The sequence below is a fragment of the Streptomyces sp. NPDC002125 genome (assembly GCF_053593715.1).
Map to the genome: position 1 here is coordinate 430718 of NZ_JBSFDD010000002.1, position 17769 is coordinate 448486.

Annotated in this window: 14 protein-coding genes; 8 read left to right on the top strand and 6 right to left on the bottom strand. The window is 71.7% G+C overall.

Annotation, left to right across the window (positions count from 1 at the left end):
- The first annotated feature begins 3 nt into the window (after positions 1–3).
- From ACWCQM_RS05045 to ACWCQM_RS05080, 8 genes are all read left to right on the top strand, one after another.
- Positions 4–1503 (top strand): CoA-acylating methylmalonate-semialdehyde dehydrogenase, encoded by a 1500-nt coding sequence (locus ACWCQM_RS05045; RefSeq protein WP_450913959.1) that lies wholly within the window; start codon positions 4–6, stop codon positions 1501–1503.
- Positions 1504–1767: 264 nt separating this feature from the next.
- The gene (locus ACWCQM_RS05050) at positions 1768–2865 is read left to right on the top strand and encodes a peptidoglycan-binding protein (protein ID WP_450913960.1); all 1098 of its coding nucleotides are present in this window, start codon (positions 1768–1770) and stop codon (positions 2863–2865) included.
- Positions 2866–3001: 136 nt separating this feature from the next.
- Positions 3002–3610 carry a DUF4291 domain-containing protein gene (locus ACWCQM_RS05055; protein ID WP_450913961.1) on the top strand — a complete coding sequence of 203 codons (609 nt, stop codon included), beginning with the start codon at positions 3002–3004 and terminating at the stop codon, positions 3608–3610.
- Between the two features lie 208 nt (positions 3611–3818).
- Entirely contained in the window at positions 3819–6647 is a 2829-nt protein-coding gene (locus ACWCQM_RS05060) for an alpha/beta fold hydrolase (protein WP_450913962.1), read from the top strand.
- Positions 6644–7528 (top strand): ABC transporter permease, encoded by an 885-nt coding sequence (locus ACWCQM_RS05065; RefSeq protein ID WP_450913963.1) that lies wholly within the window; start codon positions 6644–6646, stop codon positions 7526–7528. Before ACWCQM_RS05060 ends, ACWCQM_RS05065 begins: the two co-directional genes overlap by 4 nt.
- A 126-nt stretch (positions 7529–7654) precedes the next feature.
- Positions 7655–9250 (top strand): YfbK domain-containing protein, encoded by a 1596-nt coding sequence (locus ACWCQM_RS05070; RefSeq protein ID WP_450913964.1) that lies wholly within the window; start codon positions 7655–7657, stop codon positions 9248–9250.
- 109 nt (positions 9251–9359) lie between these two features.
- Positions 9360–10316: an STM4015 family protein gene (locus tag ACWCQM_RS05075; RefSeq protein WP_450913965.1), complete on the top strand. Its 957-nt coding sequence runs from the start codon at positions 9360–9362 to the stop codon at positions 10314–10316.
- A gap of 70 nt (positions 10317–10386) precedes the next feature.
- The gene (locus ACWCQM_RS05080) at positions 10387–11580 is read left to right on the top strand and encodes a wHTH domain-containing protein (RefSeq protein ID WP_450913966.1); all 1194 of its coding nucleotides are present in this window, start codon (positions 10387–10389) and stop codon (positions 11578–11580) included.
- A gap of 64 nt (positions 11581–11644) precedes the next feature.
- Here the strand turns inward: ACWCQM_RS05080 and ACWCQM_RS05085 are convergent, their stop codons facing one another.
- The 6 genes from ACWCQM_RS05085 to ACWCQM_RS05110 all read right to left on the bottom strand — a co-directional run bounded on the left by ACWCQM_RS05085 (position 11645) and on the right by ACWCQM_RS05110 (position 17610).
- Positions 11645–11959, bottom strand: coding sequence for an L-rhamnose mutarotase (locus ACWCQM_RS05085; RefSeq protein WP_073746798.1), 315 nt, complete (start codon positions 11957–11959; stop codon positions 11645–11647).
- 17 nt (positions 11960–11976) lie between these two features.
- Positions 11977–13065, bottom strand: a complete 1089-nt coding sequence (rhaS, locus tag ACWCQM_RS05090) for a rhamnose ABC transporter substrate-binding protein (protein WP_450913967.1) — start codon at positions 13063–13065, stop codon at positions 11977–11979.
- Between the two features lie 47 nt (positions 13066–13112).
- Positions 13113–14168 (bottom strand): ABC transporter permease, encoded by a 1056-nt coding sequence (locus ACWCQM_RS05095; RefSeq protein WP_450913968.1) that lies wholly within the window; start codon positions 14166–14168, stop codon positions 13113–13115.
- Positions 14152–15204 carry an ABC transporter permease gene (locus ACWCQM_RS05100; RefSeq protein ID WP_450913969.1) on the bottom strand — a complete coding sequence of 351 codons (1053 nt, stop codon included), beginning with the start codon at positions 15202–15204 and terminating at the stop codon, positions 14152–14154. The genes ACWCQM_RS05095 and ACWCQM_RS05100 overlap by 17 nt, the downstream gene beginning before the upstream one ends.
- The gene (locus ACWCQM_RS05105) at positions 15201–16724 is read right to left on the bottom strand and encodes a sugar ABC transporter ATP-binding protein (protein WP_450913970.1); all 1524 of its coding nucleotides are present in this window, start codon (positions 16722–16724) and stop codon (positions 15201–15203) included. The genes ACWCQM_RS05100 and ACWCQM_RS05105 overlap by 4 nt, the downstream gene beginning before the upstream one ends.
- Before the next feature lie 238 nt (positions 16725–16962).
- Positions 16963–17610, bottom strand: coding sequence for a GNAT family N-acetyltransferase (locus ACWCQM_RS05110; RefSeq protein ID WP_450913971.1), 648 nt, complete (start codon positions 17608–17610; stop codon positions 16963–16965).
- Between the last annotated feature and the right edge of the window lie 159 nt (positions 17611–17769).

Here is a 17769-nt window from a genome sequence, read left to right on the forward strand (position 1 = left end):
GTCATGAAGACCGTCAACCACTGGATCGGTGGCAAGACCGTCGAGGGCACGTCGGGCAACTACGGTCCGGTCACCGACCCGGCGACCGGTGCCGTCACGACCCAGGTCGCGCTGGCCTCCACCGAGGAGGTCGACGCCGCGGTGGCCGCCGCGAGAACGGCCTACGAGACCTGGGGCACCTCCTCGCTCTCCGCCCGCACCGCCGTCCTCTTCCGTTACCGCGCCCTGCTGGACGCCCACCGCGACGAGATCGCCGCCCTGATCACCGCCGAGCACGGCAAGGTGCACTCCGACGCGCTGGGCGAGGTCGCCCGCGGCCTGGAGATCGTCGAGCTGGCCTGCGGCATCACCACCCAGCTCAAGGGCGAGCTGTCGACCGAGGTGTCCAGCCGGGTCGACGTCTCCTCGATCCGCCAGCCGCTCGGCGTCGTCGCGGGGATCACGCCGTTCAACTTCCCGGCCATGGTGCCGATGTGGATGTTCCCGCTGGCCGTCGCGTGCGGGAACACCTTCGTCCTCAAGCCCAGCGAGAAGGACCCGTCGGCCGCCAACCTGCTCGCCGAGCTGGCCGCCGAGGCCGGACTGCCCGACGGCGTGCTGAACGTCCTGCACGGGGACAAGGTCGCGGTGGACGGGCTCCTGGCCCACCCCGACGTGGCCGCCGTCTCCTTCGTCGGCTCCACCCCGATCGCCCGCCACATCCACGCCACGGCCTCGGCCAACGGCAAGCGGGTCCAGGCGCTCGGCGGCGCGAAGAACCACATGCTGGTCCTCCCGGACGCCGACCTGGACGCCGCCGCCGACGCCGCGGTCTCGGCCGCGTACGGCTCCGCCGGTGAGCGATGCATGGCCATCTCCGCGGTCGTCGCCGTGCGTTCCGTAGCGGACGAGCTGGTCGCGAAGATCCGCGAGCGTGCCGAGAAGATCAAGATCGGCCCCGGCACGGACCCCACCTCCGAGATGGGCCCGCTGATCACCGCGGCCCACCGCGACAAGGTCGCCTCCTACGTCACCGGCGCCGCCGCGCAGGGCGCCGACGTCGTGCTCGACGGCACCGGCCACACGGTCGAGGGCTTCGAGGACGGCCACTGGATCGGCCTGTCCCTCCTGGACAACGTCTCCACGGACTCCGACGCCTACCGCGACGAGATCTTCGGCCCGGTCCTCTGCGTCCTGCGCGTCGACACGTACGAGGACGGCGTCGCCCTGATGAACGCCTCGCCGTTCGGCAACGGCACCGCGATCTTCACCCGCGACGGCGGCGCGGCCCGCCGCTTCCAGCTGGAGATCGAGGCCGGCATGGTCGGCGTCAACGTCCCGATCCCCGTGCCGGTCGGCTACCACTCCTTCGGTGGCTGGAAGGACTCCCTCTTCGGCGACCACCACATCTACGGCAACGACGGCGTGCACTTCTACACCCGGGGCAAGGTCGTCACCACCCGCTGGCCCGACCCGGCCGACGCCCCGGCGGGCGTCGACCTCGGCTTCCCCCGCAACCACTGACCCCGGCAGCCCCCAGGCGTCCGCCGCCCTTCCCCGGGGCGGCGGTCGCGCGACCGGCTCGGTCACACACCCCGGACATTGTCGAGGTCACGTCACTGAGTGATGCGGCTTCCGTACACCCCTGGGCTCAGACAGCAAAGTTTGCCATCGTGATGTCCCGTCAGGGGGCGCAGGCGGCCCCCGACGCACGGCAAGCGTTCTGAGCCTGGTCGGCCCACTCGGGTCGTCGTGTCACACCGATGTGCCACAACAAACGGGGGAACCATGTCACTTCGCAGCCGACTCTCGCGCCGCGCACGGATCACGCTCCTCGGCGTCACCGCCGGAAGCTTCGCGGCAGCAATCATCGTCGTACCGGCACTCGCCGACAGCGACACCTCGGAACAGGCGACGGCCGCCGCCCGGCAGGCGGAGTACGGGCCCGAGCCCGAGGCGGACAGCCCGCTCGTCACGCAGACCGGCGGGCTGTCGACCATGGCCACGGCCACGCTCTCGCCCGACACGATGATCAACCGGGCCCGCGTCTGGCTCACGGCGAACAACGGCGGCCCTGTCCCGTACAGCATGGAGCGCAACTGGAAGGACGGCTACCGCCAGGACTGCTCCGGCTTCGTCTCCATGGCGCTCGGGCTGGGCAAGCCCGGCCTGAACACCGTCGGGCTGGCCGACTCCCGGAACGGCGTCACCAAGCGGCTCAGCGGCACGAGCCAGCTGAAGAAGGGCGACCTGCTGATCGACTACAGCACCTCGGACGGCGACTTCCGCCATGTGGTGATCTTCGAGAAGTGGGCCAACACGGCGCACAGCTCCTACTGGGCGTACGAGCAGCGCGGTACGTACGGCACGACCCACCGGAAGCTCACGTACGGGATCGGCAACGACAACTACGACCCCTTCCGCCCGGTCAAGCTGGGTGGCGGCAGTGGCGGTGGCGGCGGGCAGGTCCCGTCCCCGGGTGTCTCCTGGCCGGTCCTCCAGAACGGCTCCAAGGGCGCGGACGTGCGGTCCGCGCAGCAGCTGCTGACCGCGCACGGCTACACGGTCTCCGCCGACGGCGTCTTCGGCCCGAACACCCGCTCCGCCGTGATCAAGTTCCAGAAGGCCCGGTCCCTGGCCGCCGACGGAGTCATCGGCCCGAACACCTGGTCCAAGCTGACCAAGGTGGTGCAGTCCGGCTCGTCCGGCCAGGCGGTGAAGGCCGCGCAGACACAGCTGAACGTCTACGGCTACGGCCTTGTGGTCGACGGCGCGTTCGGCGCGAGGACGAAGTCGGCGGTGGTCGCCTTCCAGAAGAACCACAAGCTCCAGGTCGACGGCGTCGTCGGCCCGCAGACCTGGCGCTCCCTGCTCGGCACCCGCTGACGCGAGCGCTCCGGCACCCGGCCGGCGGCCCTTCCCTCCACGCAGGCGGGAAGGGACCGCCGGCCCACGCGCGCGGCCGCGGCAGCGCGCCGAAAACCAGGTGCCGCGACGCACCCGGGTCCCGCACCCTGGGCGCATGAACGACCAGATCCAGCCGCCCCGTTACGAGATCCGCGCCCACCACACGGCCACCACGGTCACCGTCTACCAGGCCTACCGGCCCGCCATCGGCCTCCCGGCCGCCCGCGACGGGCGCTTCCCGTCCGCCTGGAAGCGCGACCGCATGACGTGGATCAAGCCGAGCTTCCTCTGGATGATGTACCGCTGCGGCTGGGCCGGGAAGGAGGGCCAGGAGACCGTGCTCGCCGTCGAGATCACCCGCGAGGGCTTCGCCTGGGCCCTGGAGAACGCCGAACTCTCCCACTACGTACGGGGAGTGCACCCCGACCGCGCCGCCTGGCAGCGCGGGATGCGCCACAGCCCGGCCCGCGTCCAGTGGGACCCGGAACGCGACCTCCGGCTGAACCCCCTCCCGCACCGCTCCCTCCAACTGGGGCTCAGTGGCGAGGCGGCCCGAAGATACGCGGACGAGTGGCTGGTCTCCGTACGCGATGTCACCCCGCTCGCCCACGAGATCCACGGCCTCGTCAGGGCGGGCGACCTGCGCGGGGCGGCAGCGCTGCTCCCGGTGGAAGCCCCGCTCACGGACCTCGACGCGCCCCGGCCCGTACCGGCCGGACCGTGAACCCCCGGCCTCGGGGTCGGCCGCCACGAGTTGCACGGTGGTGACTGCGCGGTGGATGTGGATGGATATGTCCCACGTCCCGGGCCTTTCGTGGCGGCGGTGTACCGCGTGCGGAGTACGGGCGGCGCGGAACGTACCTCCCAGGGATGCCGGACACCTCCCCCTGGGGGCATCCGGACCCGGTGGCGGCTCCGTCTAGGGTCGAGTCATGGAGAAACCGACTTCCCGGTGGCGGCACCGGCTGCCCCGTACCCGAGGCCGGTGGGCCGCGGTCGTCGCCGCCCTCGCCGTGCTCGCGGGTGCGGGTACCTGGACCGCCGTCGCCGACGACAGTGCCCCGTCCGTGCAGCGGCACGACCGGATGATGAAGATGAACGGGGTGTCGGTCGACACCTCGTACTTCACCTCCGGGGGGTCGCAGCGCAGGCCCGCCGTCCTCATCGGGCACGGCTTCGGCGGCAGCAAGGACGATGTGCGCGCCCAGGCCGAGAAGCTGGCCGCCGACGGGTACGCCGTCATGACCTGGTCGGCCCGCGGCTTCGGGAAGACCACCGGGGAGATCACGCTCAACGCCCCCGACGGCGAGGTCGCGGACGTGTCGGGGCTCATCGACTGGCTGGCCGGCCGGCCCGAGGTGCGGCTCGACGCGGAGGGCGACCCGCGCGTGGGTGTCACCGGCGCCTCCTACGGCGGCGCGGTGTCGCTGCTGGCCGCCGGTCACGACGACCGGGTCGACGCCATCGCCCCGGTGATCAGCTACTGGAACCTCGCCGACGCGCTCTTCCCGGACGGAGTGTTCAAGAAGCTCTGGGCCGGGATCTTCGTCAGCTCCGGCGGCGGCTGCGAGAAGTTCCAGAAGCAGCTCTGCGAGATGTACGAGCGGGTCGCCGTCACCGGCAAGCCCGACGCGGCGGCGCGCGCACTCCTGACGGAACGTTCCCCCGCCGCCGTCGCCGACCGCATCGACGTGCCCGCGCTCATCGTCCAGGGCCAGAGCGACTCGCTCTTCCCGCTCGGCCAGGCCGACGCCATGGCCAAGGCCGTCAAGGCCAACGGCGCGTCCGTCTCCGTCGACTGGATCGCGGGCGGCCACGACGGAGGGGACGACGAGGTCGACCGTGTCGAGGGCCGGATCGGTGACTGGTTCGACCGGTATCTGAAGGAGGAGAAGGGCGCCGACACCGGCCCCGGCTTCCGGGTGACCAGGACCGGCGGGGTCGACTCCACCGACGGCGCGGCCCTCAAGCGCGGCGCGAGCAGCGCCACCTACCCCGGACTCTCCAGCGGCACCCGGAAGATCACCCTCACCGGCGCCGGGCAACGGCCGGCGACGGGCGGGGGACAGGACGCCCCCGCGGGCGGCGGCCAGGACCGGCCCGCCGGCGGCCGGGACGGCGCCGCGGCCGGTGGCGGCGGCCAGGACACCGGGGACACCGGTGGCGGACGTGACGAGCTCACGGCCGGCGGCCAGGACGCGCCCTCCGGCGGCCTCACGCAGACCTTCAGCAACCCCGCCGGAGCCAACCCGCCCTCCATCTCCGCCGTCCCCGGCATCGGCGGCGGACTCTCCCAGCTGTCCTCCCTCGGTGTCGGCCTCTCGCTCGACTTCCCCGGGCAGCACGCGCGCTTCGAGTCCGCCCCGCTGGACAGCGCCGTGCACGTCACCGGATCGCCCACCGTCCGTGTGAACGTGAAGGCGGACCAGGGCGACGCCGTCCTGTTCGGCAAGGTGTACGACGTATCGCCGGACGGGACGCAGCAGGTGCTGCCCTCCCAGCTGGTCTCCCCCTACCGGATCACCCCGCAGGAGCAGGGCAAGCCGGTCGAGCTCACCCTGCCCGCCATCGACCACGAGGTCGACGCGGGACACCGGCTCCGCCTCGTCCTCTCCGCGACCGACCTCGGCTACGCCTCACCCGCGGAGCCCGCGACGTACACCGTCACCCTCGACGGGCCGCTGGCCGTGCCCACCGCACCCGCCGTGAAGACCGCGGCCGCGTCCCTGCCCTGGTGGATCTGGGGGCTCCCGGCCGCCGCCGCGGTGATCTCCGCGGCGCTCCTGCTCACCGCGCGCCGGCGCACGGCGACGCCCGGCCCGGACCCGGCGCTGACCGGCGTACCGCTCCAGATCACGGACCTGTCCAAGAAGTACGCCAAGTCCTCGGACCGGTACGCGGTGCGCGACCTCGGCTTCCGGGTCGAGAAGGGCCAGGTCCTCGGCCTCCTCGGACCGAACGGCGCGGGCAAGACCACCACCCTGCGCATGCTGATGGGCCTGATCACCCCCGACGCCGGAGAGATCCGCGTCTTCGGGCACGCGATCCGGCCGGGCGCGCCCGTGCTGTCCCGCGTCGGGTCCTTCGTCGAGGGCGCCGGATTCCTCCCGCACCTCTCCGGCCGCTCCAACCTGGAGCTGTACTGGCAGGCCACCGGGCGGCCCGCCGAGGACGCCCACATCGACGAGGCCCTGGAGATCGCCGGACTCGGCGACGCACTCGCCCGCGCCGTGCGCACCTACTCCCAGGGCATGCGGCAGCGCCTCGCCATCGCGCAGGCCATGCTCGGCATGCCGGACCTCCTCATCCTCGACGAACCGACCAACGGGCTGGACCCGCCCCAGATCCGCGAGATGCGGGACGTGATGATCCGGTACGCGGCCGGGGGCCGGACCGTGATCGTCTCCAGCCACCTCCTCTCCGAGGTCGAACAGTCCTGCACACACCTGGTGGTCATGGATCGCGGCCAGCTCGTCCAGGCCGGGCCGGTCGCCGAGATCACCGGCTCCGGGGACATGCTGCTCGTCACCACGGACGCCGAGGTCCCCGAGGCGCTCCTGGACAAGGTGGCCGCCCTCCCGGGCATCGGCTCCGCCGTCCGCACCGACGACAGCCGCGGGCTGCTGGTCCGTCTCGACGGTGCCACCGCGGCGCAGCTCGTCGCCGAACTGGTGCGCCTCGACGTGCCGGTGACGGGCGTCGGGCCGCACCGCCGCCTGGAGGACGCCTTCCTCACCCTCATCTCCCAAGGATCCGCATGAGCTCCGCAACAGAGATCCGGGCACTGGCCGAAGCCCCCGGCTACCACGCCCGCCGCACCCTGCCGCTGCGCGTGGAGGCGATGAGGCAGCTGCGCAGGCGCCGCACCCTGCTCATGGGCGGGGTGCTGGCGGCGCTGCCGTTCATCCTGATCATCGCCTTCGCGATCGGCGGCACGCCGGGAGGCGAGGGCGGAGGCGGGGGCGGCTCGCGGATCAACCTCATGGACGTGGCGACGGAGTCGGCGGCGAACTTCGCCGCGACCTGCCTCTTCGTCTCCGCGGGCTTCCTGCTCGTGGTGCCGGTCGCCCTGTTCTGCGGGGACACCGTCGCCTCCGAGGCCAGCTGGTCCTCGCTGCGCTATCTGCTGGCGGCGCCGGTGCCCCGGGCCAGGCTGCTGTGGAGCAAGCTCGTCGTGGCGCTCGGCTTCAGCCTGGCCGCGATGGTGCTGCTGCCGGTCGTCGCGCTGGCCGCGGGAGCCGCGGCGTACGGCTGGGGGCCGCTGAAGCTGCCCACCGGCGGCGCGCTCTCCACCTCGGACACCGTGCCGCGCCTCGCGCTCGTGGTCGCCTTCGTCTTCGTCTCCCAGCTCGTCACCGCGGGACTGGCGTTCTGGCTGTCCACCAAGACGGACGCCCCGCTCGGCGCGGTGGGCGGCGCGGTCGGGCTGACGATCGTCGGCAATGTCCTGGACGCGGTGACCGCGCTCGGGTCATGGCGTGAGTTCCTGCCCGCGCACTGGCAGTTCGCCTGGGCCGACGCACTGCAGCCCGATCTCGAATGGGGCGGGATGGCCAAGGGAGCGGCCGTATCGGTGACCTATGCCCTGATCCTGTTCGCCCTCGCCTTCCGGGGGTTCAGTCGTAAGGACATCGTGTCCTGAAGCTGATGTTCCGCCGCTCCACCGCCCGCCGTTGCCGCTTCGAGACGGTTCCGCAACGCTTCTGACGACTCCGCACGGCCGCCCCGCACGTCACATTCACAGATGTCCACGACGTGGGGGGTAACGATGGAACGCAGGGCAAGGACGTATCGAGGGGCGCTGGCGCTGCTCCTGGCGGGCGGCATCCTGATCACCGGCTGCGGTGCGTCGGACACGGGCGACGAGTCCGCCCTGGCCGACCGCAGCAGCGGCAGCCGCGGACCCGCCGGGGGCAAGCAGCCCGCCCCCGGCGCTCCGTCCGCCGCACCCGGGCAGCAGGAGGACGGGGCGGCGGCCGAGGACGGCGCGGACCGGGAGAGCGTGGCGCCCGACTATCTGTCGACCTTCGCGCTCGACGTGGACACCGCCAGCTACGGATACGCGCGGCGCACTCTCGGGGACGGGCAGCTGCCGTCGCCCGACACCGTGCGGCCCGAGGAGTTCGTCAACAGCTTCCGCCAGGGCTACAAGCCACCGGAGGGCAACGGCTTCTCGGTGTCCGTCGACGGCGCCAAGCCCGGCGCCGGGGCCTCCGACTGGTCGCTCCTGCGGGTCGGGCTGGCCACCAGGCCCGCCTCGGAGACCGGCGAACGCCCGCCCGCCGCACTGACCTTCGTCGTCGACATCTCCGGATCGATGGCCGAACCCGGCCGCCTCGACCTGGCGAAGACCTCGCTGGGCATCCTCGCCGACGAACTGCGCGACGACGACTCCGTCTCCCTGGTCACCTTCAGCGACGAGGCCGAGACCCGGCTGCCGATGACCCGGCTCCAGGGCAACCGCACCAAGATCCGGGACGCCATCGAGAAGATGGAGCCCACCGACTCCACCAATGTGGCGGCCGGCGTCCAGCAGGGCTACGACGAGGCGGTCGGGGGCCACCGCGAGGGCGCCACCAACCGGGTCGTCCTGCTCTCCGACGCCCTGGCCAACACCGGCGAGACCGACGCCGACGCGATCCTGGAGCGCATCGACGAGGCGCGCGAGGAATACGGCATCACGCTGTTCGGCGTCGGCGTGGGCAGCGACTACGGCGACGCGCTGATGGAACGGCTCACCAACAAGGGCGACGGCAACACGACGTACATCGCCGACGAGACCCAGGCCAGGAAGGTCTTCGTCGACCAGCTGCCCGCCCACGTCCAGCTGCGCGCCCGGGACGCGAAGGCGCAGGTGGCCTTCGACCGGAAGACCGTCGAGCAGTTCCGGCTCATCGGCTACGAGAACCGCAAGGTCGCCGACGAGGACTTCCGCGACGACAGCGTCGACGGCGGCGAGGTCGGCCCCGGCCACACGGTCACCGCGCTCTACGCCGTACGGCTCCGCGAGGACGCCTCCGGCCATGTGGCGACGGCGACGGTGCGCTGGCAGGACCCGAAGACACGGAAGGCGCATGAGCAGACCGGGTCGGTGGAGACCGGCGCGATCGACGGCACGCTCTGGGGCGGCGACAGCGCACGGCTCCAGGTGACGGCGGTGGCCGCCTACTTCGCGGACACGCTGCGCGGCGGCGACCTGCCCGGAACCCCCGCGCTCGGTGAACTCGCCCGCCGGGCACGGTCGCTGGCATCGACCACCGAGGACAGCGCGGTGGCCAAGCTCGCCACGGCGATCGAGCAGGCCGACCGGCTGAGGAACGGCGGAGGCGCCGAGCCGCCGGAGGGTGAGGGCGAGGTCGGCTGACACCGCCCGCCGGGCCCGGCAGGGGAAAGCCCCTGCCGGGCCCGCTCTGTCGGTGGCGGCTGGTAGAAAACCTCGTACACCCCCGAACAGACCCATCAGGAGTGCTCAGTTGTCGTACGTCCACCATGTCGAGCAGTTCCACGGACTGCCGGTCTTCACCTTCCCGCCGTACGCGGACCCCTCGGACCTGCCCGCAGCGGACGCCGTCGCCTGGCGGCTCCACTGCGGGCCGTACCCGACCGACGAGAGCTCCCGGCCCTACTGGAAGCGGTTCACCGACTCCGTCGACCTGGGGCAGGTGCGGGCCCTGATCCTCGGCAGCCCCTGGTACGACGACCAGGGCGGTGGCGATCTGGACGAACTGACCGGCCTGCGCACCCGGTTCACCGGGCTCGAAGCGGTCTTCCTCGGCGATCTGGAGGACGAGGAGGCGATGATCTCCACCATCGAACTGGACGACCTCACCGAACTCCTGGAGGCCTTCCCCGGGCTGCGGGAACTGGCCGTGCGGGGCGGTGACGGCCTGGCGTTCCCCACGACGGGGCACGCGAACCTGCGGGTGCTGCGCGTCGAGTCCGGCGGGCTGAGCCCCAAGGCGGCTGCGCAGATAGCCGCCGCCTCCCTGCCGTCGCTGGAACGCCTGGACCTGTGGCTGGGCGACGAGGAGTACGGCGGGGGCACCACGGCCGAGGACCTGGCCCCGCTGCTCGACGGCGTGGGCAAACCGGCACTGCGCCACCTCGGCCTCCAGAACAGCACGATCCAGGACGAGCTGGCCGCCGCGCTCGCCTCGGCGCCCGTCGTGCGCCGGCTCACCTCGCTCAGCCTGTCGATGGGCACACTCGGCGACGAGGGTGCCGAGGCCCTGCTGGGCGGGCAGTCGCTGGCCCATCTGCGGGAGCTGGACCTCTCGCACCACTACCTCAGCCAGGACATGATGCTGCGGCTCTGGACGGAGCTGGAGCCACAGGGGGTGCGGGTGAACCTCACCGCCAGGCAGGAGGAGGAGGAGAACGTGTACGTCGAGGAGGGCGAGCCCCTGCGGTACATCGCGGTCTCCGAATGACGGGGCAGCCCCGCCGCCCCCTCGACCACCCGTGCCGTACCCAGGCCACCGCACACGAAAGGCCCGCACCGTGTCCCACGCCCCCGTCGAGTCCCAGGACCCCGACGACCTCATGCTCGTCAGCTCCAACCTCAACGGCCACTACCCCTGGCTGGACCCCGCCCGGCCGGTGCTGTACGGACACGTGCTCTACGCCGCGTCCCTCCAGGGCCGGGCCCCCGCGGCCGTCGCGTCCCGGCTGGCCGAGCTGGGATACGCCGACGTCGAGCACCCGGAGACGCCCTGGCCCGACTCGATCGGCCCCGAGGACGCCGCGCTGGTGAAGAGGGAGGGGCCCGACAGCTACCGGCAGCGATGGCTCGGCGCCGGTGAACCCGTGTCCCTGCACGACCTCCTCCAGGCGGCCCAGCACACCGGGCGTTCTCCCGCCGATGCCGCACGCCGGCTCACCGCCCTCGGGTTCCGGATCGGCGGCAGCGGATCGCTTCCGGAGACCCCGGGACCCCGCGACGTGATGCTGATCCGTGCCGAGCGCAAGGGGTCCGGCAGGTTCTTCGGCTGGGGCGACGAGGTGTCCGCCCAGCACGTCCTCGAAGTGGCCGAGTACCTGGCCTGCAGCCCGTACGACGCCGCCGTGCGGCTGACCGCTTTCGGCCTCCGGCTGCCCTACACCCCGGAACCCGGCGACGAGCGGCTCCTCACCCTCCATGTCACCTACCGCCCGCACTACATGGGCCGTTGGTCGGGGTCGCCTCTCGGGCACGTCCTCACCGTCGCACGGGAGACGGGACGCAGCGCGGCGGACGTCGTCGCCCGGCTGGCGGTGCTGCGAGGCGGGAAGCCGGGCGGAGCGGTGCCCGGCCCTCTGGACGACGACGACCTCGTCGCGCTCAGCAAGGGACTCGACGGCCGGGGACCCTGGCTGGAGGAGAGCCGCGTCGCCGGTCTGCCGGTGCGGCACGTCCTGCGTGCCTCCCTCGTCACCGGGCGGAGCCCCGCTGTGATCGCCGCGAGGCTCACCGAGCTGGGGTACCCGCTGCACGAGAAGGCCCAGCTGCCGGAGACGGCCGACGAGGCGGACATCCGGCTGCTGGAGACCGTCGACCGGTCGTACCGCGACGGAGTCCACCTGGAGCACGTCCTGCGCAGTGCGAGCCTGACCGGCCGGAGCCCCGCCGATGTCGCCGCACGGCTTACCGCACTGGGGTACGAGCTCCCCGACGAGGTGGAGTACCCGGACGTGCGGGGCTCTCTGGCGGTCTGAGGACAGCTGGACGCATCCCGCCCCGGCCGTCGTCGTGGACGGCCGGGGCGGGAGGCTTGTGCGATCAGGCCAGGTGGAAGACCTCGGTCAGCGGGACCATCGCCTCGTCGGCGGCCTCCGACTGCTCGAAGAACTCCGCCATGTCCCGCTGCCAGCGGGCGTTGACCTCGGTCGCCGCCATCGCCTCCCTGGCGGCGTCGAAGTCCTCCGTCTCCAGATAGCCGACCAGCAGGCCGTCCTCGCGCAGGAACAGCGAGTAGTTGTGCCAGCCCGCCTCCGACAGCGCGGCGAGCATGTCCGGCCACACCGCGGCATGGCGCTCGCGGTACTCGTCCTTGCGGTCCTCACGGACCTTCAGCAGAAAGCAGACGCGCTGCATGGAGCCGGCTCCCCCGATCAGAAGTTGAAGGTGTCGATGTTCTTGGAGTCGAACACCGTCGGCTCGCCGAGGATGACCTCGCCGTCCTTGCCGACGGTGTACTCACCGAGCTTGCCCGCCTTGAACTTCTCGCCCTCGGCGCCGGTGATCTGGCCCGACGCCAGCGCTGCGGCGGCGTAGGAGCCGAGGTAGCCGAGCTCCTCCGGGTTCCACAGGGAGAACTGCTCGACGGTGCCGTCCTTGACGTACTTGCGCATCTGGTTCGGCGTGCCCAGCCCGTTGAGCACGACCTTGCCCTTGTACGAGGAGTCGCTCAGGTAGCGCGCCGCGGCGGCGATGCCGACGGTGGTGGGCGAGATGATGCCCTTGAGGTCGGGGTAGGCCTGCATGAGGCCCTGGGTCTGCTGGAAGGACTTCTGGTCGGCGTCGTCGCCGTACGCGACCTTGACCAGCTCCATCTCCTTGTACTTGGGGAGCTTCAGCTCCTCCTTCATGAACTCGATCCAGGTGTTCTGGTTCGTGGCGTTCTGGGTGGCCGACAGGATCGCGACCTTGCCCTTGTAGCCGATCTGCTCGCCGAGGTGCTGGACCAGGCTGCGGCCGATCTCCTCGGAGCTGGCCTGGTTGATGAAGAGCTGACGGCAGTCCTTCGCCGTGTCGGAGTCGTAGGCGACGACCTTGATGTCCTTCTTCATCGCCTGCTTGAGCGGGCCGCACACCGCGTTCGGGTCGTTCGCCGCGATGAGGATCGCGTCCTGGCGCTGCTGGATCAGGGTGTTGATGTAGGAGACCTGCGAGGACGCGTTGGCGTCGGACGGGCCGACCTCCTTGCCCGTGCCGCCGTACTCCTTCGCCGCCGCGATGCCCGCCTCGTCGACGATCTTCTCGTACGGGTTGTTGATCTGCTTGGGCAGGAATCCGAGCTTCAGCCCCTTCTTCAGCGGGGCGTCCGGGTCGGCCTTCGCCGCGCTGCCCGTCTTCGCGGAACTCCCGGTGTCCTTGCTGTCCTTCGTGGTGCCGGAACAGGCCGTGAGGGCGAGGGCGAGGGAGACGGCGGTGGCTGCGGTCGCGACGGCGCGGCGCCCAGCGGCATTGCGGAGCATCATGGCGGCGTGTGCCTTTCGAAGAGGTACGGGGGATACGGGGAGGGGCCTTATGACGACTGGGGCGCGGGGGTGTTCGCGGCCCGCCTGTGCCGTCGTTCGACGACGGTGGCGATGATCCGGGGGGTGAGGACGGAGGCCACGAGCAGCAGCCCGGTCACGATGACCTGGACCTCGTTGGCGATGTCGTTGAGCGTGAGGAGGTTCTTCAGCACGCCGATCAGCAGGACACCGGCGACCGCACCGAAGAGCGTGCCCTTCCCGCCGTCGAAGTCGATGCCGCCGAGGAGGACGGAGGCGATGACGAGCATTTCGAAGCCGAGTCCGTTGTCCGCGCGGGCACTTCCGTACCGGAGGGTGAAGATGACACCCGCGAAGGCCGAGAACAGCCCGGTCACCACGAAGAGCAGCAGCTTGATCCGCTTGACCCGGATGCCGGCGAAGTAGGCGGCCTCCTCCTGGGCGCCGATCGCGAAGAGCGAGCGGCCCAGACCGGTGGCGTGCAGCACCACGGCGGTGACGGCGGCCAGCACGACGAAGAGCAGCACCGGGTAGGTGAGGAAGGTGCCGGGGACGGTCGTGGTGTCGACCGCCCAGTCCGCGTAGACCTGCGGGAAGTCGGTCACCGCGTCGCTGCCGAGCGCCACCGAGGCCAGACCCCGGTAGAGCGCCAGGGTGCCGATCGTGACGGCGAGGGACGGCAGGCCGACCTTGGTGACCAGCCAGCCGTTGAGGAGGCCTCCGGCGACGCCCACCAGGAGCACCACCGGCACGATCGTCTCGAAGGCCCAGCCCGCCTCCCACAGCGCACCGGTCAGCGCACTGCCCAGGCCCAGCATGGAGGCGACCGAGAGGTCCACCTGCCCCGCGACGACCAGGAGGGTCATCGGCAGGGCGATGATGGCGACTTCGGCGATGTCGTTGAAGGCGAAGGCGAGGTTCTCACCCGAACCGAAGCCCTCGGTGGTCCCGAGTCCGACGACGAGGACCGCCACGAGCAGGACACCGACCGCGGTGTCCCAGCGCAGCGCGAGACCGCGTACCAGTGAGGGCTTCGATACGGCCCGCGGCGCGGGAGCCGTCTTGGTGTCAGGCGCCGTGGTCATGACGGGCGTTCCTCTTCCTCAGTGCGGCGGTCATCCGCAGGTTCACGATCCGGTCGACGCTGATGGCCAGCAGGAGGAGGGCGCCGGTGATCGCGCCCTGCCAGAAGGAGTCCACCTTCAGCACGACCAGGACGCTGCCGATGGTGGTGAGCAGCAGGGCGCCGAGGGCGGCGCCCCAGACGGTGCCGGTGCCGCCGGTGATGGCGACGCCGCCGACGACGACGGCGCTGACGACGGTCAGCTCCCAGCCGTGCGCGTTGTCCGCGACGACGGTGCCGAAGCGGGCCAGCCACAGGGCCCCGGCGAAGCCGGCCACCGCCCCGGAGAAGGCGTACGCGGCGAGCACCCGGCGCCGGATCGGGATGCCGGCGAGGCGCGCCGCCTCGGGGCTCGACCCGATGGCGTAGAGCTCACGCCCCGAGCGGTAGGCGCGCAGGAAGTACGCCGTCGCCGCGAGCAGGACGAGTGCGATCAGCGGAAGGTACGGGACGCCCAGCAGGCTGCCGCTGCCGAGGCCGAGGACGGCCTCCGGCACGTCGGAGGCGCTGATCTGCTCGCCCTGCGCCCACCAGTAGTCGATGCCCTGGATGATGTAGAGCATCCCCAGGGTCACCACCAGGGCCGGGACCTTGCCGAAGCTCACGAGGGCGCCGGAGACCAGGCCGCAGACGATGCCGATGGCGGTGCCGAGCAGCATCACGGTCAGCACACCGTGGTCGCTCCCCGCCACGAACTTGCCGCAGGCGAAGGCGGACAGGCCGACGACGGAGCCGACGGACAGGTCGATGTTGCGGGTGATCACGACGGCGGACTGGCCGACCGCGAGCAGCACCAGGATCGACGCGTTGAGCAGCAGGTCCTTGATGCCCTGGTCGGACAGGAAGCGCGGGTTGGCCAGATAGGTCCCCAGGACCAGCAGGACCAGCGCGCCCGCGATGGAGATCTCGCGCGCCCGGAAGACCGCGTCCACGAGCGAGGAGGCACTCCGCTCCGGCGCCTTCACGGTGTCCGGCGGGCTCTCGATGGTGGTGGTCATGCCGCTGCCCTTTCATTGCGTCCGGTGGCCGCCGCCATGACCGACTCCTCGGTGGCGCTCTCGCGGGGGATCTCGGCGACGAGCCGGCCCTCGTGCATCACGAGCACCCGGTCGGCCATGCCGATGACCTCCGGCAGGTCGGAGGAGATCATCAGGACCGCGAGGCCGTCCGCCGCCAGCGAGGAGAGCAGCCGGTGCACCTCCGCCTTGGTGCCGACGTCGATCCCGCGCGTCGGCTCGTCGACGATCAGCACGGCGGGGCCGGTCGCCAGCCACTTGGCCAGGACGACCTTCTGCTGGTTGCCGCCGGACAGCACGCCCACGGTGTCGGCCAGCCGGTTGTACTTGAGCTGGAGCCGCACCGCCCAGTCGGCGGCCCTGTCGTGCTCCAGGGCCCGGCTGACGAGCCCGCGCTTGCGGACCTCGGACAGCCCGGTCAGGCCGATGTTGCGCTCGATCGACATATCCATGACCAGCCCGCGCTGGCGCCGGTCCTCGGGGACGAGCGCGAGCCCGGCGTCCATCGCGGCGGTCGGTGAACCGGGGCGCAGCACCGTGCCCGCCACCTTCACCTCACCGGCGTCGGCCCGGTCGACTCCGAAGACCGCCTGCGCGACCTCCGTGCGTCCGGCGCCGACGAGCCCGGCGAGCGCGACGATCTCGCCGCGCCGGACGTCGAAGGACACGTCACGGAAGACGCCCTCGCGGGTCAGCCGGTGCACCGACAGGGCGATTTCGCCGACCTCGGCGTCCTGCTTGGGGTAGAGGTCGTCGAGGTCGCGGCCGACCATCCTGCGCACCAGGTCGTCCTCGGTGAGGCCCTCCAGCGGCTCGGAGGAGATCCACCGGCCGTCGCGCAGGGTCGTGACGCGCTGGCACAGCTCGAAGATCTCCTCCAGGCGGTGCGAGATGAACAGCACGGCCGCGCCCTCGGCGCGCAGCGCCCGGACGACGGAGAAGAGCCGGGCGGTCTCGCCGCCGGTGAGGGCCGCCGTCGGCTCGTCCATGATCAGGACACGGGCGTCGAAGGAGAGCGCCTTGGCGATCTCGACGATCTGCTGGTCGGCGATGGACAGCCCGCGGGCCGGGCGGTCCGGTGCCAGGTCGACCCCGAGCCTGCGCATCAGTCCGGCGGTCGTCTCGTGCACGGCCTTGCGGTCGATGCGGCCGAGGGACCGCCGAGGCTGCCGGCCCATGAAGATGTTCTCGGCGATGGACAGATCGGGGAAGAGCGTCGGCTCCTGGTAGATGACGGCGATTCCGGCGTCACGCGCGTCGGCCGGGCCGTGGAAGACGACGGGCTCGCCGTCGAGGAGCACCTCGCCGCTGTCCGGACGGTGCACTCCGGCGAGGGCCTTGATCAGGGTCGACTTGCCTGCGCCGTTCTCACCCGCGAGTGCGTGGGCCTCGCCGGGGAACAGCTGCAAGGACACGTCCCGCAGGGCCCGTACGGCACCGAAGGACTTGCTCACGCCCTTGAGGGCCAGGACCGGGGCCGGGTCCGGGGCGGACTGGTTCATGGGAGCTCCTCAGCGGTGGGGCTGGGTCTCGCCACCCGCCGTGAAAGGTTTCAATGAGGTTGCTCGGAAGCTAAACGGGGATTACTGGCGCAGTCAATGGGTTGATGCCGAGAAGTTCGGCGAAGGGGAGCGATGTACGACCTGAATGGGGTGAATGGGTGGGTGCCCTTGACAGCCTTTGGGGTGGGCCACTATCTTCCCGGCGTTTGAATCGATTCACATAACGGTCGCGCATCACTCAACTCACAAGTGCGCAGCAGGGGTTTTCCGGTAACCACCGGCCGGCGGGGCCGGCGGCTCCCGGATGCCCGGGCCCGAGGAGGACGACGAGCCCCGCCCTGCCCGGCACCCCCACCGGCACGCGATGCCACCCCGCCCGCCGGTAGAAGCGGAGCGCCGCCTCCGCGCGTACGGAGGTGAGCAGCCAGCAGCGTCCGCCCGGCGCGGTCTCCGTGACCGCGGCGAGCAGGGCCGCACCCAGGCCGGTGCCGCGGGCGGCGGGGGCGACGGCGAGCTCGTCGACCTCCAGGGCCCCGCAGAGCCACGCGCCGGCCCGCTCGGGGCCGAGGGCCCGCGCGACGTGCCCGTAGCTGCGGTCGGCGGGGAAGACGTCCGGCGTGATCCAGGCGGTGGCGAAGCCGGCCACGGTACCGGGGAGTTCGGCTGCCGAGCCCGAGCCCGAGCCGTCGCCCGCTGAGCCGGCGCCGAGGCCGACCGCGGCGGTGAACCCCGGACGTCCGGCGTCGGCGGCGAGTCGTTCGGCGTACCGCGAGGCTTCGGACGGGTCCTCGTTCCACGGCGGGGCCGAGAACACGTCGGCGTACACCCGCCGCATGCCGTCGGCGTACGCGGGCACGCCCGCGCCGTCCAGCCGCAGCACCCGCATGACGCACCCGCCCCCTGCCCTCGACCCTTTACGGACAGGATAGGCGCGCACACGCGCGGCATCCGGGTCACGTCCGCCGCGTCGGGCGGGAGCGGGCCGCGCTGCGGCCCGGGCCGGAGCTGCTTACCTGATGAGCTGTCACATGACCGCTCACACACG

What these genes read in the sequence shown, in the direction of transcription:
- ACWCQM_RS05045 (WP_450913959.1), top strand. Translation starts at nt 4, where the DNA reads ATGAAGACCGTCAACCACTGGATCGGTGGCAAGACCGTCGAGGGCACG.
- ACWCQM_RS05050 (WP_450913960.1), top strand. Translation starts at nt 1,768, where the DNA reads ATGTCACTTCGCAGCCGACTCTCGCGCCGCGCACGGATCACGCTCCTC.
- ACWCQM_RS05055 (WP_450913961.1), top strand. Translation starts at nt 3,002, where the DNA reads ATGAACGACCAGATCCAGCCGCCCCGTTACGAGATCCGCGCCCACCAC.
- ACWCQM_RS05060 (WP_450913962.1), top strand. Translation starts at nt 3,819, where the DNA reads ATGGAGAAACCGACTTCCCGGTGGCGGCACCGGCTGCCCCGTACCCGA.
- ACWCQM_RS05065 (WP_450913963.1), top strand. Translation starts at nt 6,644, where the DNA reads ATGAGCTCCGCAACAGAGATCCGGGCACTGGCCGAAGCCCCCGGCTAC.
- ACWCQM_RS05070 (WP_450913964.1), top strand. Translation starts at nt 7,655, where the DNA reads ATGGAACGCAGGGCAAGGACGTATCGAGGGGCGCTGGCGCTGCTCCTG.
- ACWCQM_RS05085 (WP_073746798.1), bottom strand. Translation starts at nt 11,959, where the DNA reads ATGCAGCGCGTCTGCTTTCTGCTGAAGGTCCGTGAGGACCGCAAGGAC.
- rhaS (WP_450913967.1), bottom strand. Translation starts at nt 13,065, where the DNA reads ATGATGCTCCGCAATGCCGCTGGGCGCCGCGCCGTCGCGACCGCAGCC.
- ACWCQM_RS05095 (WP_450913968.1), bottom strand. Translation starts at nt 14,168, where the DNA reads ATGACCACGGCGCCTGACACCAAGACGGCTCCCGCGCCGCGGGCCGTA.
- ACWCQM_RS05100 (WP_450913969.1), bottom strand. Translation starts at nt 15,204, where the DNA reads ATGACCACCACCATCGAGAGCCCGCCGGACACCGTGAAGGCGCCGGAG.
- ACWCQM_RS05105 (WP_450913970.1), bottom strand. Translation starts at nt 16,724, where the DNA reads ATGAACCAGTCCGCCCCGGACCCGGCCCCGGTCCTGGCCCTCAAGGGC.
- ACWCQM_RS05110 (WP_450913971.1), bottom strand. Translation starts at nt 17,610, where the DNA reads ATGCGGGTGCTGCGGCTGGACGGCGCGGGCGTGCCCGCGTACGCCGAC.